Here is a 22,633-nt window from a genome sequence, read left to right on the forward strand (position 1 = left end):
TCCAGAACATAAGCAATGCTAACTCTCAATTTTCAAATTGAGGGTTAGCGTTATTGCGCAAATTTCCTCCTTAAATCTCAAGGAAAACTCATAATCTCCATTAAATACATGATAGATCTAGCCAATTATATAGCCGTAGCTCATTTCTCGAAACCGCGAACTGCACCGACGCGCATAAAATTCGGTCGTAGCGTCTGAGATATTTTTTATGCTGGTCGGCGTCTTGCGCCGGCGGTCAGCCCACCAAAGGTACCTCGATGCTCTTCACGAATGGCAAGAACGAGATCGTCGATTGCATCGCCATGCCGGATCCGCCCGGGCACATCCGCAAAGGCTTCTGCCAGAGCCACGCGACTTTTCGAGCATCTGCCGCACGGTGACGATCGGCGTTGCGCGATGCCAGCCAAGGTTGCAGCACGGGAGGCTTCCCGAGCTTCTAAGCGCCCCAATGTATCGATTTACGCATCAGGCTGAACCAGGCGGCGCGTAAGTGACCCTACATTGTCGGCGGTCATTATAGAGAGCTTCCAGTCCGCGGCCGATCGTCAACTCGTGTCGCTTCACGGCACCGCCGGCATGACGAATGTCGATTTCGACAAAGCGGTCATGAAAATCGTCGTCATAGGAACGCTTGCGCCGACGGGAAAGCGTGAGCCTCGGAGCCGAACCGGCGAAGGTCGCGGCAAATGAGGACCCGAAATCGCGGCGCGAGCCCATGTCGTCGAGGTTACCTTCGATTTCCGGGGCGTAGCCTTGGCTGCCCGCCACATCCTCCGCCGCTCGACCTCCGGCTCGGGCGGTAGGATCATAGAGAATGGACTCGTCGAACGCAGTGTCCTCCCGGTCGGAGACTTCTGGAGCATGTAGGCAACGATCTCATCGATGGATCGCCTCAATAGAAAGCGCCATGCCCTGTTTCCAATGGTCGCACGATGGCTTGCCAGCTGCCTATCTCCGCCTGCGCCTGAATGATGAGGTCCGGATTGACCCGAAGCGCGGCGACATGACGGTGGGTAAGGATGAGCTTCCTCCTCTCCCCTATGTCGTGCGCGTTCAGTTCGTAAGGCGGCGGTTCCTCGATTTCCCGCGTCCAGTATCGGCAAGGCAGATGACCGATCCCGAAGATGTCGATCTCGGCCTGGGAGTATTCGTTTTCGATCAACCAGTCCTGCAGGCTCTGCCCCTCACCAAGAGTGAGGGGCTTGGGAAAGCCATAGCGCCAGCCATGGGGCGGATCTATCATCGTCACTTCCCGCATGAGCCGCCCTCCTTCTGAAAGCTGAGCCAGGCGTTCCATGCATTATGGCAGCCACCGTCCGAGCAGACGTCGCGGGCCTGGCCGGTAAACCCATTCATCGAAAGCCGGCGCCCCGGGAGCAGGATATGGATGTGAGCGGCATTTGATGACCCCGCCAGATAGGGCAGATGGAGAACCATCAGTGCGGCGAGTTGCTCCTGACGCACAAAATAGCTCCGAACCCACGCTCGCACCTGCTCCCATCCCACATGCGGTGGCTGATCTGATGGCAGTGTTAGGGTAAACTGGGCGTAGCCGTTCCGCTCAGCCGCGGGCAGCATCGCATCATAGCGCTGCAGCAGATAGCTGAGGTCCATATATTCACCGCTGGCTGCGTCAGGCAGCAGCAGATCATGACGCGATGCCTGGTGCCCGGCAGGCGTCAGCTTCGCCATAACCATGTCGGCTATTCCGGCACGATGGACATCCTGCTTGTAGAAGTAGCGGATATATTTGAAGCTCCCGTCCTTGGCAGGATCCAGCGGAAAGAAGGACAGGAACCCCGGTTGGTCGGCCGTGGCAGGCTTCGATTTGGCTTTGCTCATGCCGCCTCCTGCCACTGCGTGCTGGTCTGCTCCGCCAGCGAGAGGCCGGCCTCGAACCGCCGGGCATCGGGGAAAGGCGCATGGGTGGAGAATTGCAGGCCGCGCCGGTGTGCCAGGATGAATGGCTGGTCGGCATCATCGGGCGGGCAGAACCAGTATCGGTCCTCGGACCATACGCGCTGATAGCCGGTAAACCACTGGTCGTCTTTGCAGCGGTAAATATCATATGTCACAACCGGACCAGAGAATCGCGCGAGCAGCAAATCCATACCATGCTGTCGGGCGACCGCGCTGACGTCATACAGCCCAATGTTCGGCCCGGTCCGGGTCCCGACGATCAGGAGATTGGCGCCTTCCAGTAGCACGCCATGCCGCGCGCCCGGGAAGCGCTGCTCCGGGCTGAAGTCGATCGGCCCGCCAATATCCGCCGCCAGCATCATGATGCCGCGATGGGTAGCGGCTTTGATCCACGGCAAGCCGTTCGCGCTCCCGAAGGAGCACGGTGTAACATTATTCTGCATTTGTAAGACTTTCGCGTTGAGGGCGCGCGGCAGCCGAGCGGTGCCGCGCCTTGCCCCTTTTTCATTCCATTTTGCTCAGCCAACTGAGCTACTTCAAACTTGGCCTTCGCCGCAGCAGCGGCGCCTACTCGTCCGAGATGTTCCCCGGCTTCATGTAAATCGTGACCACCGGCGGCCTTTCTGGCTTGGAAAAGCCATCGCCGTGGGCCGGACAGAGGGTGGCAACGATGCGATTACGCATGAGCATTTCACCCGGCTCGCCGCATCGTTGGCAGGTAACCTTGGACCGCTCTTCGGCTGCGCCGATATAGGGTCGAGCCTCGGAAACCCTGGGCTCCAGATGAACCCGGAGCGATCCGAATTTTTCCTTCACCTCGTCCACGCAGACTGTGATGCCGGCCGCCGCGAGATCAGACAGGAGGTCGCGGTAGAGCTGCGCCCAGCCAACTGGCAGGTGGTCCAGCCATCGGAGATTGTCGTTCTCGCTCATGCGTAATGTCCTCCGATCGACAGCTGCCAATGGCGCCTGGCGGTCCAGTAACCGAGCCGTTCCGCTTCTGCCGTTGCCCAGGGCAGAGTTGGCAGCGGACGAATGCCGCTGCGATCGACCATGAATGCCCGCATCTCGTCGCCGTCATCAGGATTTGTGACCAGGTGGATCGGTCCGCCGGGTTCCTGAAGCCACAGCAAGAGGCCCGTGACGATCTGGACCTCACCATCGCGGCAAAGCAGGAGCGTGATATAGTTGCTGGCCTGCTTCCCTGAGACGTGGCTCGGCTCGACCAGGAAAAGATCAGTTCGACACTCGGCAACCGCTTTGATGAGAGCGGTAAGCGAGAGCTTCTTTTGCCAATGCGCCATCACGGTGTTGGCGCAGTCGGCATATTCGAAGCCCGCCAGCACGGACGGCATTGTCGATGTGCAAGGCACAGGAGTCCAGCCGACCATCCCGGCGAATGCGCGAACGGCATCTTTCGCAAGCGCGATGCGCTTGCGGTCTTCTTCACTGACATAGATCATTTGAGGTAGGTTCTTTCTCTCCACCCTGCGGCGGCTGCAGCCGTCAGGGTGAGGATGAGATTTTCATTTCAATAATTGCAGCCACCTGCCCCATTCAGCTGCCCAGTTCCCCTGGGTTGAGAATCCGGAAACTCGAGAACTCGCCAATTCGACTTCGGCGAAACTTAGCGGGGCATCGAGGCTGGCTCTGCAAAGTGAACGAAACTGACTTGCCGATGTGCGGTTGATCATCGCGCTGACGGATTAGGGAGGTGTCTGCTACGCGCCCATCCAAGTCGCTCAATTGGAAAAGACTCGCGCCTACGAGCGGTCGGTCCGGTTATGGCTTAGGCTGGGACATCCGCGACAGTCAGGTTCGGGGAAGCCGCCCGAGGAATGCGGACATTCTCGACGACACGCTGTGACGACCGCTTTGTTGGACGCTCCGGAATGTCTCCTTACGGGAGCGCTCACTGGGATAGCGGACGTTCCGGACGGCGAACAGGTATGTCAGCTTCGCGCCTTAGAGACGGTCATTGGGCGGGCGGCTGATGCGCCGGAAAGCGGAAAATGTTTTTTGGCCACCCTCAAGCTTTCGTTCCAAATGAGAACTGATGCCCGCTCACGAATTCGTGAAGCGGTCCGCGCGAAGTATGCTACAAGCATCCATCACATAAAAATCTTCCGAGCCATGTGTGACCGAGGGACCGACCGCGCCCCCGCTTGATGTGGGAGTGCGCGCCATGTGCCTCAATCAAATCCTAGAAAATGAACAAGTTACGCTCATGCAGCACGCTGCAGCTAACGATGCGGCAAAGATCAAACCCTTGCGGCGGAAGCTGAACATCTTTCAAAAACTGCTCAAAGAACATCCATATGCTCACCGTCCCTATATCCATGCCAACAGTTCTGATGCCCAGATGGCGTCGGAAGCGAACGAGCCGTCTGGATTGATCCCCGGCCTGGCCGCTTGGGAAAACGAAGGCGGGCGTATTGAGATGGCCAAATCGCAGAAGCGCAGCAATCGTGAGATACGCAAACCCAAGGCCGAAAAGCCTAAAACTGGCCCCAAGCCGCCGGTATCTCCCGACAGTGAGTTGATGAAGAAGCCGAAAGGAAAGCTGTGAGACGATTTTTCAGCGCGCTCACTCCGGATTGCATTTGTCGGTAACGCCCTGCCGCGCCGCTGCGGCATAGCGACATTCACGACTGACCTTGAACTGGCGCTCCGATCCTCGGCCGGAGTTGCCGAAACCGCCATTATCGTCATGCGCGACCCCGGAAGCGTTCATGACTACCCTCCCTCGGTTCGCCTCGGGATCGACCAGGATGATCCGGAGCAATATCGCAATGCAGCCGAATTCATAAATCGGGAGGGTTTCGACGTCGTCTGCCTGCAGCACGAGTTCGGAATATTCGGCGGGGAAGCCGGCAAGCTCATTCTCGACTTCATTGCGGCGTTGAAGGTGCCGCTGGTCACTACGCTTCACACCGTTCTCGACCGGCCAAGCGATGATCAACGCGAGGTCACAGAAGCAATCGTTGCTGCATCGAGGCGCCTCGTCGTCATGGCGCGCAAGGGCAGGCACATCCTCGTCGAAACCTATCGCGCCGATCCCGGAAAGATCGATGTCGTTCCCCATGGCATTCCTGACGCACCCTTCGTAGACACGCTGGGAGCGAAGCACAGGCTCGGTTTCTCGGGCCGCAATGTCATCTTGACCTTTGGTCTCATCAGCCCGAACAAGGGTATCGAAACGATGATCGAGGCGATGCCAGCGATCATCGCGCGCTCGCCCGATGCTCTCTATGTGGTGATGGGAGCGACGCATCCGCAGCTTCTGCGGGAAGCCGGGGAAGCGTACCGTGAAAGCCTTGTCCGGCAGGTCGAAGCCCTAGGGCTCAAAGATCACGTTGTGTTCCTGAACCGGTTTGTCGATCGCCCCGAACTGCTCGACCATATCGCCATGTGCGACCTCTATGTGACGCCGTATCTGGATGAGGCCCAGATGACGTCGGGCACATTGGCCTATTCCCACGGCCTGGGCCGGCCCGTCGTCTCTACACCCTATTGGCATGCCGCCGAACTGCTCGAAGACGGCTCGGGAGTCCTGGTGCCATTCGGCGATCCGGCGAGTCTGGGCCGCGCTGTCGCTGGCCTGCTCGAAGACGTCTCAGCGCGTCTGGACATGGCAAAAAAGGCCTATGCGGCCAGTCGCCCAATGATCTGGGCGAATACGGCGCAGCGGTATGTCCAGTGTTTTGGCGCAGCGCGCCGGGCTCTGCCGACAACTCCGTTGGCAGACGTTTCGCCGCCGACGCATTTGCTGACCGCAAACTGCATGCTTCCGACAGCGTCTGCGCGGCATCTCATCGACATGTGCGACGACACCGGAATGTTCCAGCACGCAGTGTTCTCAGTCCCGGATCGCCATCACGGCTATTGCATCGATGACAATGCCAGGGGGCTATTGCTGTGCTGCACTCCTGCAAACGGACTGGATGAGTCCTTTGCAGAAACCATGTCCCAGCGATTAGCTGCCTTTGTCCAGCATGCCTGGAACCCGGATGAACGGCGGTTTCGCAATTTCATGGGGTTCAACCGCCAATGGCTGGAGTCGGTCGGGTCCGAGGACAGTCACGGTCGCACGCTGTGGGCGCTCGGTGCCTGTGCCCGGCACTCTTCCGACCCGGGACGAGCAAGTTGGGCCAGGCACTTGTTCAGCGAAGCGCTGGAAAAGGTCATGGCCTTCACGTCTCCGCGGGCGTGGGCCTTCACGCTGCTCGGACTCGACCACTATTGCGCGGCTTGCCCGAAGGACAGGAACGCTGACACACGGCGTGGAGAATTGGGTCAGCGGCTTGAGCGCCTGCTGATTGCGACCGAAACGCCTGCATGGATCTGGTTCGAAGACCGGCTGACCTATGACAATGCCCGTCTGTGTGAAGCGTTGATCCGCACCGGCAAGGCGACGCGGATCACCCATTTCACCGAAGCGGGGCTCCGCAGCCTGCGCTGGCTGATCCAGGTTCAAACGGCTCCGCAAGGCCATTTCCGGCCTGTCGGCTCGATGGGGTTTATGCGGCAACGCGCGCCCCCCCATCTGTTCGACCAGCAGCCGCTGGAAGCCTGCGCAACGATTGCTGCATGCGTGGCTGCGAATGCAATCGATCCGGCAGCGCCGTGGCCGGAAGAGGCACGGCGGGCATTCGCCTGGTTCCTGGGTGAGAACGATCTCGCCATTGCATTGGTCGATATCGAATCCGGGAGTTGCCGAGATGGCCTTCATCCCGACCGCGCGAATGAAAACCGGGGCGCCGAGTCCGTCTTGTCCTATCTGCTGGGGTTGGCGGACATGCGTGCCCTTGAAGCGATGACCCGCAGCGACACCGTGTCGGTCGGCCACGGCCCTGAACCCTCTGTTTGTCTGGACCGTGCCGATGCATGAAACGACCACGCGCACGACGCCGTTCTTCAATCGCCAGACGCTGCACCTGAGGCCGGATCCCGCGCGCGTGGTGCTGCGTCCATTCGAGCCTGCGCCCGAGCCCAGAGCCCTGAACCGGATCGACAAGTCGCGAGCTTGCCGCATCTTCGAGCGAATTCTCGCCCTCGATGAAACAGGCGTCGAAACCTTGCTGGCGGCAACGCTCGCGAACTTCAAAGGTAGACATCGGAACCTGCTCGACATCTTCGATCGGCGAGCGACAGAAATGTCCGGCGCATTTGCTTGCGATCCATCGTTATCCGAAGCGCGGCATCAGTTGATCGGCGCCTATTTCCTCAATGAATACAGCTTCGAGGCAGCCGCGCTTTTCAACCCAAGCATTGTTCCGCATCCAGACCAGTTAGGCACCACCGGAGGCCGATTCATCCTGAGCGCAAGGGCAGTGGGCGAAGGCCACATTTCGTCACTGACCTTCCGGACCGGCAATGTCGCGGCTGATGGTACCGTTACGATTGATGCCCCAGAGCGCCTTGCGAGTGTTCCCGAAATTACCGCGCGAGTTGGTGATCGGGTGGAGCTCGCCTTCGATCCCGCCAGCGAGATTACCGAGCGGGTGATCTTTCCCATCACAGAGCATCAGGCAAATGGTATCGAGGATGCGCGCTTCGTCGCCTTCCAGGACAAGGGCAAGACAACCTACTACGCGACCTACACCGCCTATAGCGGCCAGGCGATCAGGTCTGAACTGTTCGAAACCGAGGATTTCGTGTCATTCCGCATGGCGGCGCTCAAAGGTGTAGGCGCACGCAATAAGGGAATGGCGCTATTCCCTCGGAAGATTGGCGGGCGCTACGCGATGATAGCGCGCCACGACAACGAAAATCTCTACCTCATCTATTCCGACAATTTGCATGAATGGGGTCCTGGCCAGCCTATCCTCCAGCCTGCGCATGCGTGGGAGTTTATCCAGATCGGCAATTGCGGTTCGCCTATCGAACTGGACGAGGGATGGTTGCTCTTCACGCACGGTGTCGGCCCGGTCAGACACTATTCGATCGGCGCCGTGCTGCTGGATAAGGAGGATCCCTCCAAGGTCATTGGACGATCCCGCCAACCACTCATCCAGCCGGCGGCATCCGAACGCGAAGGCTATGTGCCGAACGTCGTGTACACCTGCGGTGCCATGCAACTGGAGGGCAGAATCGTGCTTCCCTATGCCATCTCCGACACCTTTTCGACCTTCGCAACCGTTGAGACTGCAGCGCTGCTCGAACTTCTGAAATCTTGAAAGGAATAAATATGACCGACAATCCAACAGCACACCCGATTGAGGACGCAAGCGATGCCGAACTGGAAGCAATGCAGCGATACGGCATCACGCGCGTGCCCGCTGCAGTTTATCTGGTTGGGCCTTATCGCTATTCGAAGCTCGCCGATGCGCTTGCCGAGGCGAAGCGAAGAGAGATCGCATTCTGAGGCGCTCCCTGGAACCTCTGATTGAAAGCCGGGCTGGCCAATTGTCGTGCAAGCGGCCGGGCCACTCGGCGCCAGACTTGCCATGAACAATTGAGTCCGATCCATGCTCACCGTCCAGGAAAGGACCTCCAATGGAACTTACATCCGACCAGTGCCGCGCACAGGAAGCCATTCAATGGGAACGCGCCCAGAGCGAGCCGCTCGAAAACGTCCGGATTGTGGCTCTGAGAGCTGCAATCGCCTGGGGGCATGAAGCGACGGCAGCAGAACGGCGGGAAGCTCGAAAGCGCCGCACACGCGCGATCGCCGAAATCATGCACGTGCAGCAGCAGCGGAGCGACGACCACGACCTACGAAGTTTCAGCGAGAATCCGGATCGCGGTTTCGCGGACGTTTGATAGCTCATGGAGGAACTGCTCATCAGGCATCGCACAAGCTACCACTATCAGGTGCCGGTTCAGTTCGGGCCGCACCGGCTTATGCTTCGGCCGCGCGAAAGCTGCGAGGTCCGCCTCAAGACATTCGATCTCACGGTCCTCCCGCAAGCTCAGGTGTCCTGGGCGCATGACGTCTTCGGGAATGCCGTCGCGACAGCGGTGTTCGCGGACCTGACCGACGAGCTCGTCATCGAAAGCTCCGCGCGCGTGCAACTCGAAGCGGCCGCATGGCCCGTGTTCGACATAGCGGCGTCCGCAATTTCCTACCCCTTCCTCTACGCTGACGACGAATGGACCGACCTCGGTGCCCTGACCGTGCAGAGTTATCCTGATCCGGACAGCAGATTGCGCAATTGGGCACAGGCGTTCGTTGGTGGCAATCCGACCGATACACTGGCCATGCTCAAGGATCTGAGCGCTGGCGTGACCGGGTGGATCGCATACCAGTCGCGCGAGGATCAGGGTACTCAGTCGCCAGAGCAAACCTTGAACCGCGGCTGGGGCTCGTGCCGGGATTTTGCTGTGCTGTTTGTCGAAGCGGCCAGAAGCCTCGGCTTCGGGGCGAGGATCATTTCCGGCTATCTCCACAATCCGGATCAAATTCTGGACGGCACTTCGGGGGCCGGGTCGACGCACGCCTGGGCAGAAGTTTTTGTGCCGGGAGCCGGATGGATCCCCTTCGATCCGACCAACCGCAGCGTTGGCGGGGCCAATCTCGTGCCTGTGGCAGTAGCCCGCGAAATCGGGCAAACAATTCCGGTCGCCGGAACCTATGTGGGCTTGTCGGGACTGGTGGATGCGATGAACGTCGAGGTCTCCGTCGTCTCTTCGGACGTTTGCTCCTGATTTCTCGATGTCCACCAGAACAGGATCAGCAGCCCGATTGTCGCGGACATCGCCGACCCCAGGAAAACTCCCAGCTTGGCAGCCGGCAGCAATGCCGAAGTGAAAGCCAGGTTCGAAATGAAGATGGACATCGTGAAGCCGATTCCCGTCAGAAAGGCTCCGGCCACCAGCAATATCCAGTCGAGCCCGTTACCGAGTGTTGCGACACGGAAGCGCACCGCCAACCATGCGAACAGCAGGACACCTGTCGGTTTGCCGACCACCAGGCCCGCGAAGATGGCAGCGGAGACCCGCTGGTCCAGATCGACTCCCGAAAATGCCACACCGGCGTTGGCCAGTGCAAAAATAGGCATGACCGCAAACCCGACCCAAGGGTGCAGCATCATTTCCAGGCGTTCCAAGGGAGAGAGCGATTCCTCGATCGCACGCCCGGTTTCCCTCAGATCATGGCGTTCCGATGTGTCGCCGCTCCAATGCTCGCCAGTTGGGTAGGCCGTCAATTTACTCATGATGGAACGTAGACGCTCATCCCCAACCCACGCGCGGGCGGGGGTCATCAAGCCGAGAATTACGCCGGCAATTGTCGCATGAAGACCGGAGGCATCGAAGCATAGCCAGATGCCACCGCCGAGCACAAAATAGACCGGGATGCTCCTGATTCCTATGCGAGCGGAAATCGCCACAACGCCAAGACTAAGCATTGCCAGGCCAAGCGCACCGAAGTTCAGTGTCTCACCATATGCGACCGCAACGACGGATATGGCGCCAACGTCATCGAAGATCGCCAGAGAAACCAGAAATATCCGCAACTGCGCAGGTATGGATGATCCAAACAGCGCAAGGCCGCCGATTACAAAGGCCGTATCGGTCGCCATCACGGTTCCCCAGCCGTGTACACCGGGCTGCCCGTTCATGAGGACGAGATAGATGGAGACGGGAACCGCCATGCCGCCGAGCGCGGCCAGGAAGGGCAAGGCCGCGGCTCGCGGATTGCGGAGCTCGCCCAGAGCGAATTCCCGCTTGAGTTCGAGCGAGACGATGAAAAAGAACAAGGTCATCAAGGCATCGTTGATCCAATGGTGCAACGAGCGGGTGAAATCCAGCTGACCCACCTGAAGGCCTATCGGCATCTTCCAGAAGTTCAGGAAAGGGGCGGAGAAGGGCGAGTTGGCCAACACCAGTGCGACCATGGCGCAAAGGAGTAACAGTCCCCCTGCCGCAGCCTCAATCTTGAGGAAGCGCGCAAATGGCCTGGTTACGCGATCGGCGACTTCGATCGGAAGACCCTGGTTCCTGTTCTTATCGATAATGTTCCATGCCTCGTCGGAAGGTCAAAATCGGAGGGCGCGATCAGTGAGGCGCACCGCGAGCGATTTCCTTTTCGATCATCCTGACGAACATGTCGCCATATTGTTCGGTTGAACTGTAGTCTTGCTCGTATTCCCCAACGTTATGGCCGGAGCCGAAGGCTGACTTCAAGCGCTCGAGAATTTCGGGCTGGCTCTCTGCAAGAAAGCAGATCAACGACTGAAGAATCCTGGCATGCGCGAGTACTCTGCGCTCCAGCTCGGTTGCTTCGGCTTCCATTTTCGTTTCCTTTTTCGTTCCTGGTGCGGAGACTGTCACTGAAGCTGGCCTATCGGGCAGATCGCTGGCGCTCCAATTCAGCCTTTGCGAGCTCGAGGTCCGTATAATTGTAAGGACCGACCCGGTAGTTCGTCACGGTACTCGCTGTGATCCCGGCTGGGATCTCCGGCTCGTGCGGACTGCGCGCGTTTCTTTCGACCGCACCTTCCCGAAATCCTTGTGGTCGGCTTGACGTAGATGTCACTGCCGGGGGATCTTGCTCGCGACAAACGGCAAACATGTCCTTCAACAAGGCAAGCTGATCGGAAATCCGTTCCAGCGCAGAGATCTCACGTTCCTGAAAGGTAAGTGCGGCGCGTCTCTCGACGAGCTCCGCCGGAGGTTCCGCATCGAAGGGAAAACCGGGAGATTGCTCTTTCATCGCCCGACGCCTCTCATTTCCAATGATATCGCGGCAGGCCGGCGTCATGCCGATATTGGCCGATGCGCTTCGCATAATATTCCACCAGATCGAAGTAGGTCTGCCGATCTTCGGGCCCCTCCGACCGCCGCGCATTGACGAGGGCACGTTGATGGTTGGCGTAAAGCTGATTGAGATCCATCACTGCTCCTTTCCTGGTTGGAGCCACCCAATGGGGGATTTCCCGCCGGGCGAGTTTACTTCTGATCAGGCCTTCTTCAGGTCCACGGCGCAAATTTCGCCATCATGGTCAGATTGCGTATCGTACCCGTAGCGGTCATTCTGCTTCGGCAATTGAGCTTTGTCCTGGAGATCGGCCCACCTGAAAGGCAAGGGGCCGCCACCCTTCTCGGGTGCAATGAAGCCCGTGCCAGTTGTATCATTGTAGTGGCTGACCTTCCCGTGCTGGGTCATCACGCGCATTCCTTCCGCTCTGGGAGAGCCCTGATGGGCTGCATCCGCAGCTAAAGGCGTAAAAGAAGGAAAGAGGCGTTTCGGCTACGCCAGTCACCGTCGTTCGCAACAGGTAGCTATTGTGAAATGGAGTGCGCCACCGCAAAAAACAAGGTCGAAGTGAGAATATTGAGACGATGGGGCGCCTTCTCCTACGAAGGGCTCGAATGGGCCATATTTCTCAAAGTTGGTATTTCCAGACCAGCAACACCGAAAGCGTGCAAATCATCAGCAGGACAAGGGGCAGCCCGGCGCGCACATAATCCCGGAAATGATACCCGCCCGCGCTCATGATCAGGATGTTCGTCTGGTAGGCGATGGGAGTGGCATAACACAGGTTGCAACCGAACAGCACGGCAAGAACCAGTGGCTCCGCCGGTATGGCAAGCTTTTCGGCCAGGCTCACCGCGATGGGCGTGCCTACCGCTGCAGCCGCTGTGTTTGACGAGAAATTGGTGAGCAATGTCGCAAAGGCCATCATGATCGCCAGGACTACCGCTCCTGGAAAGCCCTGCATCCCAAGCGCAAGCGAACTGCCAAGCCACTCCGCTGCGCCCGTTTCCAGTAATGCCCGGCCAAGCGCGATGCTGGCAGCGACAAGCACGATAACTTTGGCGCTCAAGGCCTGGCCCAACCGATCGAACTTCACGCATCCCGTCGCCAGCATGACGATCGATCCGGCAAGGGCCGCGACTGCAATGGGGACAAGATGCAGCGCCGCAAGCAGGACAACTCCCGCAAATATCAGCAAGGCAGGGCCAGCCTTCGCCGTACGCGGAATTTCCGCTGCGCCCTCAAGCATCATTGTGCCTTCGCTGATCTGGATTTGGTCCAACGCAGCGCTGCCACCCTGGACCCACAGCACATCGCCAACTTCCAAGCGTTCAACGTCGGCCCTGGACCTGCCAGGAAAAAGCGCTTGTTCCGGATGATGAAGCCCCATGACTGCAACGCCATAACGGTCGATGACTTGTGCTGATCTGATAGTCTGCCCGATGAGCGAGGAATCCGCTCCAATGACGAGCTCCGCCATCACCTGGCCTTCACCCTTGTCTCCGGCAAAGGTCTCGACGGTCTCCATCATTGCCGGGCGCACGAGGGGCATTTTCATCGCCGAACTGAGTTCCTGTAACTCGGCGCTTGTGCCCTCGACCTCTATGGCATCGCCAAATTCTACAATGAACCGAGAATCGGACTGCAAGCTGCCCTTGCGAACAGCCCCGACCACTTCAAGCGCCCCATCGAACCTTTTGCGCAGAGCCTTCAGGGATTGGCCGATTGCAGGCGAGGCTTCCCGTGGGAAGAGCATGGACCGAAATCGACGAGTCAACTGCTCGTCATCCGCGCTGTGAGCAGGCAGCAGGCGCGGCATGACAAGCCAGAGGTATGGCAGCGCAACCAGGGCGGCGAGAAGCGCCACATCGGTAAAATGGAATATGCCAAATCGGGGAAGGCCAAGATCCTCTGCAATGGAAACCACCAGCAGATTGGTGGAGGTTCCGATCGTAGTTGCCATCCCGCCGATCAGAATGGCGCAATTCATCGGCATCAACGTCTTTGATGCAGGTACACCAGCGCGGATGGCCAGGTTGATCATGATCGGCATGGTCAGGACGAGCACCGGCGTGTCATTCACGAACATGCTCATGAGGCCACCGACCACGAGCGAGAACAGAAGACCCAGCAATCTGCTGAACTTCCACAGACGCGTGAGCAAACGTCCTGCCGGTTCAAGTGCACCCGTAACAACCAGCCCGCGCCCGAGGATCATCAGGGCGCAAATTGCGATCAGCGCTTCATGGCCAAATCCGCCAAAGGCAATTTCCAACCCGGTGTACGAACCATCATGCTCGATCGGGAAAAAATAGGCGCCAACCGCGAGCACGGCGATCAGAACGAGCGAGACAATCTCTATCCGGATACGGCCGCTCGCAAAAAACCAGAACGCCGTTACCGCGATCAACATCGCTCCGATCGCATGTGGGGACGGAGCAATCAAAAAACTCTCCCTGCTTGAATATCAACGGGAACCTGTAGGAACGCACTGTCGCCACGGCCGACGCGTTCCTGCACCATCACCGTCGTAGCCTGCCATTCGTCGAGAAATTCGCTGACGTGCTGTGCTGTGGACTTCGTTGACATGTGGCACGGGCTAGCACGCTTCGACATTAGCGGCGGGCAAAATATGCGAGCAACTGTGTCTTCGGTAAATCGCGGCCGAGATCAGTCAATCGGGCGCACCCATTAATCGATGAACGTAAGACAAGTTTTGAAGGCCTCAGCTTCAGCCTTGAACGGCGGCTATGGCGGCGAAAGCCGACATGATCGGTGGACCTGAGCGCAGTCAGGACATGACGGCTAACTGGAGGCCGGAGACGGCCCGTGAGCGTCTCAGAATGGTCGGCTGCCGCCCCACGCGAGAGTCGGCTATCCCGGGACCCCAGCTCTAAACCGGACGGGCGCCTACCGGCCCATTGCTGCCTTGGTCGGACACAAGTGTCCGATCGCCGAATTGCTAAATCCGAGGCGCGAAGGTGAGCAATCGTTCCGGTCCCAGTTCGACGGCATGCCGTTCGAGCCATTCAGCAAAGCTCTGTATCCATAGCCCCGTGAGCCCCACGCCCTGACATCACGTTGAAAGAATGACACTTTTTCCAAACCCCACGAAGACAGGGGTTGTAGGTTCGGTGTGAACCTTACACCGTGAACAAATCAAGAATACAGGGTAATAAACGGCAAGAACGCCCGACGAGAAAGCGCGGAAAACTGCCAAAAATGCGCAGGTACACTGTCTTCGGGAGGCAGGGGCCGGAGGTTCGAATCCTCTCTCCCCGACCAATTAAAAAAGTCCAGCGGCAACGCTGGGCTTTTTTATTGCCCGCTTCGGTTTTAGTAGCCCGCTTCTATCGCGACATTCTCGTACAAGCCGTCGCGATTGCAGGGCGCGATTACCCATCCCAGCGCTGAACCTGCCTTCGCATGGGCATATCACCTGTATGACTGTTGAGAGCACGCCGACTTCAGCCTAGGAAACGGCGAGGCATCAACACACGGGAATAATTGGTGAGCGAAGATAAATCCTTGTCGAAGCGGCTTCTCGGAGCCGGCCACGTTCCGACCTTGCGCAAGAAGCTCGCTAGATCGATTTACTATGTCCCGACCATCGTTGCCGAGGCCGTCCGCGACGCCAAGCATTACCTGACGCACTCGGGCACCCTCAACGTCAGCCCGATCGGCCAGCTTTCTGCACGCATCACGCAGACCTATCACAACATCGAGAAGGGGCTGTCGCTTCCCGCGCCGCGCCCCCGCTTCGGCGCAGTGCACCTGGCCAACCTGATCGACTACATGCGCACTTACCGCGAGCTCTACGAGGACGGCCCCGAACTGCGCAGCGCACGCGACGTGCTGGCCGCCTATGCCGCGTTCCACGACAGCATCGGTGTGGACGATTACCCTTACAAGCGCAGCATCGGCGAACTCGTCGCCGAGATCCCTTCGAGCGAGAGCCAGATGGGCGGCCTGCGCAAGGTCTACAAGCGCGACATCCTCGCCGCGACGCAAGGCACCGACGAGAATTTCTTCCTCCATCGCCACTCGATCCGCAAGTTCACCGAGGAAGATGTCGACCTCGGGCTGATAGAAACTGCGATCAAGGTCGCCCAGAAGGCGCCTGCGGTCTGCAACCGACAGTCCGGCTTCGTGCACGTGATCACCGACAAGAAGCTGATCGAGGCTGCGCTCAAGCTGCAAGGCGGTGCACGCGGTTTTGCCGAAGGCGTGAACAAGGTCGCGGTAGTCACCACAGACACGCGCAGCTTCTCGCACATCACCGAGCGCAACCAGGGCTGGATCGACGGCGGCCTGTTCGCGATGTCCTTCCTCTACGGACTGCACATGAACGGTCTTGGCACCTGCTGCCTCAACTGGAGCAAGACCAATGCCCAGTCGGACGCGATGCGCAAACTGATCGGCGCGAACCCGTGGGAGTCGATCATCATGCTCGTCGCTATCGGCCACCTGCAGGACGAGTTCGAGGTTCCGTTCTCGATCCGCAAGGACCCCGCCTCGATCAGCCGCGTGATCGCGGATTGGTCCGAAAGCGCGTGATGCGCCTTGCGCTTTGCAGCACCATCGCGGGTGCTGCGGGGCGCGAACGGCCGCCTCCTCGAGCTGACGATTAACGACACGTACTCAGCAGCTTCCAACGTTAGGCGCTTTAACCCGAGCAGGGCCGGAAGCCGGTGTCGTCAATCGGCAGGAATGGCAGGACCGAGCGGCCTCGGCGGCGCGAGCGGACGGACCCGATAGAGCCTGACGGCAATCAGCAGAGCGAGCGCGACCAACGCGCCTGAAAAGACCGTCACCCCACTCCAGCCACCGTGGCTCCAGGCGTAACCGCCGGCGGAACCAAGGACGCTCGACCCCATGTAGTAGAAGAACAGGTAGCACGCCGTCGCCTGGGCGCGGTCGCTGCGCGCGCGCCTTCCGACCCACGACGAGGCAATCGAATGCGCCGCGAAGAAGGCGACCGTCACCAAGGCGATGCCGGCAATCACCAGTGGGAGCGGCCCTGCCCCGGTCAGGGCGATGCCGGGCAGGAACAGTACCAGCGGCAGCCACAGGCTCTTGCGCGGCCCCAGTCGCGCGGAAACATGGCCGGTAACCGCCGAACTGAAGGAACCCAGCAGGTAGAGCAGGAAAATCAGGCCCACCTCAGCCTGCGAGAGTGAATAGGGCGGCGCCAGCAGTCGATAGCCGGCATAGTTGTAGATCGAGATGAAGGCGCCCATGATCAGGAAGGCCTCTAGAAACAGCCAGGGCAGCGCCTTGTCCGCGAACAGGCGCGGGAAGCCGGCGGCATAGCCCGCGAGCGAATGGCGGCGCACCTCGAAATGGCGCGAATGCGGCAGGATCCGCCAGAACACCAGCGCGATCGCCAGCCCGACGAAGCCGGTCAAAGCCAGCGCGCTGCGCCAGCCGAAGAACTCGGTCACCACGCTCACCAGCAGGCGCCCGCTCATGCCCCCGACTGCCGAACCGGCAATGTACAAACCCATTGCACGCCCGACGGCCCCGTCCTCCACCTCCTCGCTGATATAGGCCATGGCGACGGCCGGAACCCCGGCCAACGCTAGCCCGCAGGCGAGGCGTGCCGCTAGCAGGCTGGGCCAGTCGGGCAGGAACCCGAGCACGATCGTCAACAGCGCCGCCAAAAGGAGCGAGGCAATCATCAGCGGACGCCTGCCGAACCGATCGGAGACCATCCCTGCAACGAGCAGAATGAAGGCCATTGGCCCGGTTGCCAGCGAGACCGCGAGGCTGGATTGCTCGGCAGAGAGACCGTAGGCCTCGCTGAAATGCGGCAAGAGCGGCTGCGTACAGTAGAGCAGCGCGAAGGTGGAAAGGCCAGCGAACAGCATGGCGATGCACAGCGCACGATAGGCGGGCGTTCCGGGGGTGATCTTCTCAAGGTCCATCGCGCGAGGCTATGCCCCTGCCCGCAGCAGAGCGCAATCAGGCGCCCTCGCCCGCAGGATTTCGCGAACACTTTCCCCGCATTGCGGGAAACATGCTCATCTTACGCCAGAATGATGAAGATGTGCGGTCTGGTCCAACGCCTCCGGCGCAAGGCGCCGTTCTATCCGACCCGACAGCTGGTAGGAAAATCGTGGCTTGCGGCCCCATCCGCAAGTCACTGCGAGCACGCCACCCCCGGTATCAACCGGGTATATTCGCACCCGCGGTTGCCGACAGCGTCAGCTTGCCAGCGAAATTGCCGGCATCGCACCGTCATTCAGCACGCTGGCAGCTGCGATCTCGGGTCCATCGCGCAGATCACCGAAATTGCAGTCGAGCCCCTGGTTGACCGCCCAGATCGCGGCCTGGGTCCGGTTCTGCACCATGAGCTTGCGCAGGATCGCCTTGACGTGGACCTTCACCGTCGCCTCGCTGATATCGAGGCGATAGGCGATCACCTTGTTGGGATAGCCCATGACGAGGCAGCGCAAGGTGTCGATCTCCCGCTCGGAAAGCAGTTCTCCAAGCTGCACCTGCACTTCGCTCTGCCCTTCGAGGAGGGCCTGCTTGCGAGGCAGGTGATCGAGCAGCGCGCTGGGAAGCACCTTTTCGCCCTGATGCACAAGGCGCAGGGACTCGATCAGTGGATCGGATCCGATTTCCTTGAGGATATAGGCGTCAGCCCCGGCCTGGAACACGTCGAGCATGCGCCCAATGTCGAAATCATCGACCAGTGCCGCGATCCGCAGTTCGGGGCAATTTTCGCTGATCTCGGAAAGCAGCTGGATGTCCTCGTCAGGTGAACTGACATCGAAAATCGCAAGCTGCTGTTCTACGAGGCTACCCGATCGCAAGGCATCGCGCGAGCAGTCGTGGTACTCGGCGCAGTGAAACTCGCTCGAGCTGAGGATATTGCAGATTCCTGCCCGCACGAGCGGGTTGAAACCAACAATGGCGACTGGAATTTCGGTTACTGCAAGCGTCATCGTCTACGTCTCCAACTAATGGAATTACAGACGACCCAAATTAAGTATTATCTTGCCACGCGCTCTGGGCGTCTATTTATCGGACAAGCACCTTCGCAGCGGATCCCCCCGTTACCAAGGCGACCTAGAGATGTGATTTCAGGCTCTATTGATTACCCCCGAAATGACTCACCCTCCCATCAGTAAGAACAACAGTAGATCACAATGACCTAAGGAGTCGAGCACCCCTCGCGCCCCATATCGAGACACGAAGCAGAACATTGACATACATTTTGATGAACCATCAATGACTTATTGATTGTTAATTTCCGTTCATGAGGCAGCAAAATACTGGAAATAATAAATTTTCAGTAAAATAATCCCAATTAGGTAGTTAGACCTAATTTTCCATTGCGATCAGTGAGATGCGAAACATGAATTCTTTATGCGCTATTCAAGCGGCCTCCAGCAATGAACGCTATGACGCACCCGAAGCATGGGCAAAGCCCCGAATCGCCGTTCACATTCGCCTGCGCAAGACACGCGAATGACTGGCGAAACGTATACGATCGAGTGCGATAGATCAGCGCGTCAGGATCGGACGATCTCACGGATCATCATGAATGCCTCTGCCGCCTCGAGGTGGACGCAAGAACCGCGCAGCCGGGCGAGACACTCGATCGTGCGCGGCGAGCGTTCGTCGGGAAAGCTCTTCACCTGACTGGCGAACATCGCGAAGGCCTCGAGCTTGGTCTCGAGGGTTTGCGAGATGTCGATGAACATGTTGGGTACGAAAGCCGGTGTTACTGGCGGGGCATACCAATTGGTCTCGGACAGCGTCTCGTAGCACAGTATGCGCGACGGAGCATGGTTGTCACGCGGCCGCGCCGCGACCATCGCACCGAGAAACGCGAGCTGGTGATCGCGGTGGATATCGCCGAGGAACGGCAGCATCAGCGTATCTGGCCGGACTTGCGAAACGACCTTGGCCAGCGCTGCATTGAGCTCGGCGGCCGGGACCATCTCCAGTCCGGCCGCAGGCAAATCGAGACGATGGCAGGCAAGTACCCCGACATGGGCATGGGCACGCTCCATCTCGCACAAGACCTGTTCGACCCCCTCGGGAGAGAATGCGGGAGGCTGCCCGCGCGTAACGAGACACACCTCGACCTCGTGGCCAGCCTGCGCCAGCCGCGCAATCGTTCCGCCACAGCCCAGAATCTCGTCGTCGGGATGTGGCGCGACGACCAGCACGCGTCCAAAATGTTCGAGCGACATCGCGGCCCTCAGCCTCCGCGTCCCGAGGCCACCCTGCCCGCGGCCTGGCGTCCCAGGACAGCATGGCGGCGCGGCGGCGCGCCCTCGTCCTCGACCTGCCAGTCGTCGACTTCGAGCAGACCCTCTCCGGTCATCACCAGCAAGGCGCTATCGCTCTGCTCGACCACTTGCCCGGGCAAGGCGTGGTGCCGCTGCGCTCCGGCCACCGGACGTGCCGACCAGATCGTGACGCGGCGCCCGCCGACATGGGTAAAGGCTCCGGGATAGGGTCGCCCGACCGCGCGGACCAGACGATCGATCGAGTCCGCATCCAGGTTCCAGTCGATCTCGCCGTCTGCCGGAATGCGCCGCGCCGACCAGGTCGCGTGGCGTTCATCCTGCACCTTGCGCGGCGCTTCGCCCGCCGCCAGTCGCACAAGCGCCTGGGCGAGCATCGAACGCAAGGCAGCGATGTGGCGGTCGTAGAGCGTGCGAGCGGTCTCGTCGGGTGCGACGTGGAAGTATTCCTGCGCCAGCAGATCGCCGTCATCGACACCCTCGCCGATCCAGAACAGGCTGGAGGCCGTGATGGGTTCGCCGAGCAGGATCGTCCAGGGTATCGGCGCGCGGCCGCGCAGCCGCGGTAGCGGCGCTGGATGGTAACCGATCGCGCCCAGCCGCGCACAAGCGAGCACGGCGGGCGCGACGATCTGAGACCAGCCGATGACGAACAGGTAGTCCGGCTCCAGTGCACGCAGCAGCGCGCCGACACTGGCATCGTCGCTGCGCTCTACATGGACGAGGTCGGCGCCTGCCGCCTTTGCCGGACCGGCAAGGTCCTCGATATCGGAGTGGCGGCCATGCAAGGCAGGTGGCAGGGTCACGACGAGAGGCAGCTCCCAGCCCGGCGCGCGCGCCAGCTCCTCTATGAGCACCCGCGTCGACCCCACTGCTCCGATCACTACGGCGCGCAAGGCGAGGTGCCCCGATCGTTCGGAGGCACGCCCTGCCACCGGAGGCGCCGCGAGCTCAACCCGGGACACGGTCGGCAGCGATGCCATTCTCGCCCTCCCCACCCGATGGTTGCCTGGCGATCGCCTCAAGCCCTGCCAGCATCGGTGCGACTGGCGGCGCAAGATGCCCTGTCCCGGCCTGCGCCCCGTCAATCCCTGTCGATAGGTCCTCTTGCCCCGGCTCTTGCGCGGGCTGTCCCGTCGCGCGCGTAGCCGCGGCTTGCGTGCCAGCCTCGTCATGGCTGCCTTGCGAACTCCACATGGGCACCAGCAAATCCATCTCGTCGAGCAGCACGTGATTGACCTTGTGTACGTCGTAGACCTTCTCGGCGAGTTCGCGAGAGCGCTGGCCCATGCTCGCGGCCAGCCCCGGCACCTCGATGAAGTGTTCCATCGCACGGCGCAGGCTGGCTGCGTCGCGCGGTGCGACGAGAAAGCCGTTTTCGCCCTCAACGACCGGCTCGCGGCAGCCGGGCATGTCCGTGGTTATCACCGCGCGTCCGGTCGCCATCGCTTCGAGGATGGTGCGCGGCAGCCCCTCTCGATAGTACGAGGGCAGCACGAAGACCGAAGCACTGGCCAGATAGGGGCGTACGTCGCTGCTGCCCGGGATGAAGCGCACCGGGTAGCGCCGTGCCAGCCTCGCGCATTCAGCCTCGTCGATGCCGGTCGGGCTGACCCGGTCGTAGTGACCCAGTACGCTGAACGTGCAATCGGGATGCTCACGCGCGATCTGTTCGGCAGCCATCGCGAATTCGTGGATGCCCTTGTCCTGCATCAACCTGCCCACCAGCAGGAAGCGCAAGCCATCGCGCGGCAGGGGTTGCTGCGCGAAGTGATCGAGGTCGACGCCCGAACCGGGTACCTTGATCACGCTTTGCGATGGGCTGACGATACCCAGCGCGATCATGTCCTCGCGGTCGTCCGCGTTGAAAACGAAGATGGCGCGCGCGCGGCGCACCGCCTCGCGGTAGAGCCGCGCGACGACGCGGCGCAATATCGGCCGGCGCGCCGTGCCCTCGCTGAAGACGTAGCCAAGTCCCGACATCAGCGCGAAGAAGCGCCGCACCCGCATCGCCCTCGCGGCGAGCCCTCCGTAGATGATCGGCTTTTGGGTATAGGCCAGAACGAGATCGGGGCGCTCGCGCGCCATGAGCTTCATGTAGTCGGCCAGCAGACGAAGGTCGGCCAGCGGACTGGTGCCGGTTCGCTCCATCGGAATCTGGCGAAACTGCACGCCCATCTTTGCCAGCGCTTCTTCAACCGCTTCGTCGCGGTCGGGCGCCACGGCAACGACCTCGTGTCCGTTCGCACGCATGGCCTGCAGCAGCGCGCCCCGGAAATTGGTCAGCGAGTAGGCCAGACTTGAAAGAACGAGGACTTTCATGCGCGGTACGAACCTCGGCAGTTTGGGTCGCGGACCACCCCCGGCTGCGAGGTGGTACCGCCCCCGGAAGCAGGGCGTGTCGATTAGACCGGCTTCCTGGCTGAATGCGGAAGACATCGAGAGCCGCCTGGCACTTCCTTGTGCGAACCGAACCTGAAGCGCGATGCGCCAGGCCCCGAATCCCTTCGCAGGATGCACCTCGGCGGCGCTCACACCCCCGCTGCGATATCATCGGGAATGATGCCGCGCCGCGAACCTCCCGCAAAGGACCCAATCCGGCGATAGCCGTTGGGATAGCCCGGATCGATTTCGATATGTCGCATCGTACCTGCACAGGCCCAATTGGGTGCGCGCGGCTCCCTATCCGGTTCGGTGTCACCCTCTCGGCAGCGTTCGCGACGATTCCGACTGATGGCTCTAT

23 protein-coding genes are annotated in these 22,633 nt (G+C 60.3%); 7 read left to right on the plus strand and 16 right to left on the minus strand.

Annotated elements, in window-relative coordinates:
* Nucleotides 1–465 precede the first annotated feature (465 nt).
* The 6 genes from I5E68_RS12020 to I5E68_RS12045 form a co-directional block, all read right to left on the minus strand.
* Nucleotides 466–768, minus strand: a complete 303-nt coding sequence (locus I5E68_RS12020; RefSeq protein ID WP_197164864.1) for a hypothetical protein — start codon at nucleotides 766–768, stop codon at nucleotides 466–468.
* Between the two features lie 124 nt (nucleotides 769–892).
* The gene (locus tag I5E68_RS12025) at nucleotides 893–1,258 is read right to left on the minus strand and encodes a hypothetical protein (protein WP_228726949.1); all 366 of its coding nucleotides are present in this window, start codon (nucleotides 1,256–1,258) and stop codon (nucleotides 893–895) included.
* Nucleotides 1,246–1,842, minus strand: coding sequence for a hypothetical protein (locus I5E68_RS12030; protein ID WP_197164015.1), 597 nt, complete (start codon nucleotides 1,840–1,842; stop codon nucleotides 1,246–1,248). Before I5E68_RS12030 ends, I5E68_RS12025 begins: the two co-directional genes overlap by 13 nt.
* The gene (locus I5E68_RS12035; protein WP_228726950.1) at nucleotides 1,839–2,318 is read right to left on the minus strand and encodes a hypothetical protein; all 480 of its coding nucleotides are present in this window, start codon (nucleotides 2,316–2,318) and stop codon (nucleotides 1,839–1,841) included. Before I5E68_RS12035 ends, I5E68_RS12030 begins: the two co-directional genes overlap by 4 nt.
* Before the next feature lie 169 nt (nucleotides 2,319–2,487).
* Nucleotides 2,488–2,853, minus strand: a complete 366-nt coding sequence (locus I5E68_RS12040) for a hypothetical protein (RefSeq protein ID WP_197164019.1) — start codon at nucleotides 2,851–2,853, stop codon at nucleotides 2,488–2,490.
* Entirely contained in the window at nucleotides 2,850–3,383 is a 534-nt protein-coding gene (locus I5E68_RS12045) for a hypothetical protein (RefSeq protein WP_197164021.1), read from the minus strand. The genes I5E68_RS12040 and I5E68_RS12045 overlap by 4 nt, the downstream gene beginning before the upstream one ends.
* 674 nt (nucleotides 3,384–4,057) lie before the next feature.
* On the opposite strand from I5E68_RS12045, the gene I5E68_RS12050 reads away from it, so the two are divergent.
* From I5E68_RS12050 to I5E68_RS12075, 6 genes are all read left to right on the plus strand, one after another.
* A complete protein-coding gene (locus I5E68_RS12050) occupies nucleotides 4,058–4,489 on the plus strand; it encodes a hypothetical protein (RefSeq protein ID WP_228726951.1) in 432 nt (143 codons plus the stop codon).
* A gap of 141 nt (nucleotides 4,490–4,630) precedes the next feature.
* Nucleotides 4,631–6,811 carry a glycosyltransferase family 4 protein gene (locus tag I5E68_RS12055; RefSeq protein ID WP_228726952.1) on the plus strand — a complete coding sequence of 727 codons (2,181 nt, stop codon included), beginning with the start codon at nucleotides 4,631–4,633 and terminating at the stop codon, nucleotides 6,809–6,811.
* Nucleotides 6,804–8,099 carry a glycoside hydrolase family 130 protein gene (locus tag I5E68_RS12060; protein ID WP_039391175.1) on the plus strand — a complete coding sequence of 432 codons (1,296 nt, stop codon included), beginning with the start codon at nucleotides 6,804–6,806 and terminating at the stop codon, nucleotides 8,097–8,099. Before I5E68_RS12055 ends, I5E68_RS12060 begins: the two co-directional genes overlap by 8 nt.
* A gap of 11 nt (nucleotides 8,100–8,110) precedes the next feature.
* Nucleotides 8,111–8,287: a hypothetical protein gene (locus I5E68_RS12065; protein WP_159108060.1), complete on the plus strand. Its 177-nt coding sequence runs from the start codon at nucleotides 8,111–8,113 to the stop codon at nucleotides 8,285–8,287.
* A 131-nt stretch (nucleotides 8,288–8,418) separates the two neighbouring features.
* Nucleotides 8,419–8,685: a hypothetical protein gene (locus I5E68_RS12070; protein ID WP_197164023.1), complete on the plus strand. Its 267-nt coding sequence runs from the start codon at nucleotides 8,419–8,421 to the stop codon at nucleotides 8,683–8,685.
* Between the two features lie 6 nt (nucleotides 8,686–8,691).
* Complete coding sequence (locus I5E68_RS12075; protein ID WP_197164025.1) at nucleotides 8,692–9,570, plus strand: transglutaminase family protein; 879 nt, start codon at nucleotides 8,692–8,694, stop codon at nucleotides 9,568–9,570.
* Here the strand turns inward: I5E68_RS12075 and nhaA are convergent.
* The 5 genes from nhaA to I5E68_RS12100 form a co-directional block, all read right to left on the minus strand.
* On the minus strand, nucleotides 9,495–10,880 hold the full coding sequence (gene nhaA, locus I5E68_RS12080) for a Na+/H+ antiporter NhaA (RefSeq protein WP_197164817.1): 1,386 nt from the start codon (nucleotides 10,878–10,880) through the stop codon (nucleotides 9,495–9,497). The genes I5E68_RS12075 and nhaA overlap by 76 nt on opposite strands.
* A 40-nt stretch (nucleotides 10,881–10,920) precedes the next feature.
* A complete protein-coding gene (locus I5E68_RS12085; protein ID WP_197164028.1) occupies nucleotides 10,921–11,157 on the minus strand; it encodes a hypothetical protein in 237 nt (78 codons plus the stop codon).
* Nucleotides 11,158–11,591: 434 nt separating this feature from the next.
* Nucleotides 11,592–11,759, minus strand: a complete 168-nt coding sequence (locus tag I5E68_RS12090; protein WP_197164030.1) for a hypothetical protein — start codon at nucleotides 11,757–11,759, stop codon at nucleotides 11,592–11,594.
* 65 nt (nucleotides 11,760–11,824) lie between these two features.
* Nucleotides 11,825–12,031 carry a cold-shock protein gene (locus I5E68_RS12095; protein ID WP_197164032.1) on the minus strand — a complete coding sequence of 69 codons (207 nt, stop codon included), beginning with the start codon at nucleotides 12,029–12,031 and terminating at the stop codon, nucleotides 11,825–11,827.
* Between the two features lie 220 nt (nucleotides 12,032–12,251).
* Entirely contained in the window at nucleotides 12,252–14,069 is a 1,818-nt protein-coding gene (locus I5E68_RS12100) for an SLC13 family permease (protein WP_323982153.1), read from the minus strand.
* A gap of 1,064 nt (nucleotides 14,070–15,133) precedes the next feature.
* On the opposite strand from I5E68_RS12100, the gene I5E68_RS20385 reads away from it, so the two are divergent.
* Nucleotides 15,134–16,180, plus strand: coding sequence for a nitroreductase family protein (locus I5E68_RS20385; RefSeq protein ID WP_197164034.1), 1,047 nt, complete (start codon nucleotides 15,134–15,136; stop codon nucleotides 16,178–16,180).
* 140 nt (nucleotides 16,181–16,320) lie between these two features.
* Here I5E68_RS20385 and I5E68_RS12110 read toward each other — a convergent pair whose 3' ends face one another.
* From I5E68_RS12110 to I5E68_RS12130, 5 genes are all read right to left on the minus strand, one after another.
* On the minus strand, nucleotides 16,321–17,550 hold the full coding sequence (locus I5E68_RS12110; protein WP_197164036.1) for an MFS transporter: 1,230 nt from the start codon (nucleotides 17,548–17,550) through the stop codon (nucleotides 16,321–16,323).
* 279 nt (nucleotides 17,551–17,829) lie between these two features.
* Entirely contained in the window at nucleotides 17,830–18,576 is a 747-nt protein-coding gene (locus I5E68_RS12115; protein ID WP_197164038.1) for a response regulator transcription factor, read from the minus strand.
* Between the two features lie 570 nt (nucleotides 18,577–19,146).
* The gene (locus I5E68_RS12120) at nucleotides 19,147–19,833 is read right to left on the minus strand and encodes a PIG-L deacetylase family protein (protein WP_197164040.1); all 687 of its coding nucleotides are present in this window, start codon (nucleotides 19,831–19,833) and stop codon (nucleotides 19,147–19,149) included.
* 8 nt (nucleotides 19,834–19,841) lie between these two features.
* Complete coding sequence (locus I5E68_RS12125; protein ID WP_197164042.1) at nucleotides 19,842–20,873, minus strand: methionyl-tRNA formyltransferase; 1,032 nt, start codon at nucleotides 20,871–20,873, stop codon at nucleotides 19,842–19,844.
* Entirely contained in the window at nucleotides 20,842–22,212 is a 1,371-nt protein-coding gene (locus I5E68_RS12130) for a glycosyltransferase family 4 protein (protein ID WP_197164044.1), read from the minus strand. The genes I5E68_RS12125 and I5E68_RS12130 overlap by 32 nt, the downstream gene beginning before the upstream one ends.
* Between the last annotated feature and the right edge of the window lie 421 nt (nucleotides 22,213–22,633).

The sequence above is a fragment of the Novosphingobium aureum genome, from assembly GCF_015865035.1.
Taxonomy (GTDB): Bacteria; Pseudomonadota; Alphaproteobacteria; order Sphingomonadales; family Sphingomonadaceae; genus Novosphingobium; species Novosphingobium aureum.

Excerpts from the sequence above, each read along its gene's own strand:
- I5E68_RS12040 (WP_197164019.1), bottom strand. The coding sequence starts at position 2,853 with ATGAGCGAGAACGACAATCTCCGATGGCTGGACCACCTGCCAGTTGGC.
- I5E68_RS12060 (WP_039391175.1), top strand. The coding sequence starts at position 6,804 with ATGCATGAAACGACCACGCGCACGACGCCGTTCTTCAATCGCCAGACG.
- I5E68_RS12070 (WP_197164023.1), top strand. The coding sequence starts at position 8,419 with ATGGAACTTACATCCGACCAGTGCCGCGCACAGGAAGCCATTCAATGG.
- I5E68_RS12030 (WP_197164015.1), bottom strand. The coding sequence starts at position 1,842 with ATGAGCAAAGCCAAATCGAAGCCTGCCACGGCCGACCAACCGGGGTTC.
- I5E68_RS12090 (WP_197164030.1), bottom strand. The coding sequence starts at position 11,759 with ATGGATCTCAATCAGCTTTACGCCAACCATCAACGTGCCCTCGTCAAT.
- I5E68_RS12075 (WP_197164025.1), top strand. The coding sequence starts at position 8,692 with ATGGAGGAACTGCTCATCAGGCATCGCACAAGCTACCACTATCAGGTG.
- I5E68_RS12120 (WP_197164040.1), bottom strand. The coding sequence starts at position 19,833 with ATGTCGCTCGAACATTTTGGACGCGTGCTGGTCGTCGCGCCACATCCC.
- I5E68_RS12065 (WP_159108060.1), top strand. The coding sequence starts at position 8,111 with ATGACCGACAATCCAACAGCACACCCGATTGAGGACGCAAGCGATGCC.
- I5E68_RS12025 (WP_228726949.1), bottom strand. The coding sequence starts at position 1,258 with ATGCGGGAAGTGACGATGATAGATCCGCCCCATGGCTGGCGCTATGGC.
- I5E68_RS12055 (WP_228726952.1), top strand. The coding sequence starts at position 4,631 with ATGCGCGACCCCGGAAGCGTTCATGACTACCCTCCCTCGGTTCGCCTC.
- I5E68_RS12115 (WP_197164038.1), bottom strand. The coding sequence starts at position 18,576 with ATGACGCTTGCAGTAACCGAAATTCCAGTCGCCATTGTTGGTTTCAAC.
- I5E68_RS12130 (WP_197164044.1), bottom strand. The coding sequence starts at position 22,212 with ATGAAAGTCCTCGTTCTTTCAAGTCTGGCCTACTCGCTGACCAATTTC.
- I5E68_RS12110 (WP_197164036.1), bottom strand. The coding sequence starts at position 17,550 with ATGGACCTTGAGAAGATCACCCCCGGAACGCCCGCCTATCGTGCGCTG.
- I5E68_RS12095 (WP_197164032.1), bottom strand. The coding sequence starts at position 12,031 with ATGACCCAGCACGGGAAGGTCAGCCACTACAATGATACAACTGGCACG.
- I5E68_RS12125 (WP_197164042.1), bottom strand. The coding sequence starts at position 20,873 with ATGGCATCGCTGCCGACCGTGTCCCGGGTTGAGCTCGCGGCGCCTCCG.
- I5E68_RS12045 (WP_197164021.1), bottom strand. The coding sequence starts at position 3,383 with ATGATCTATGTCAGTGAAGAAGACCGCAAGCGCATCGCGCTTGCGAAA.
- I5E68_RS12085 (WP_197164028.1), bottom strand. The coding sequence starts at position 11,157 with ATGGAAGCCGAAGCAACCGAGCTGGAGCGCAGAGTACTCGCGCATGCC.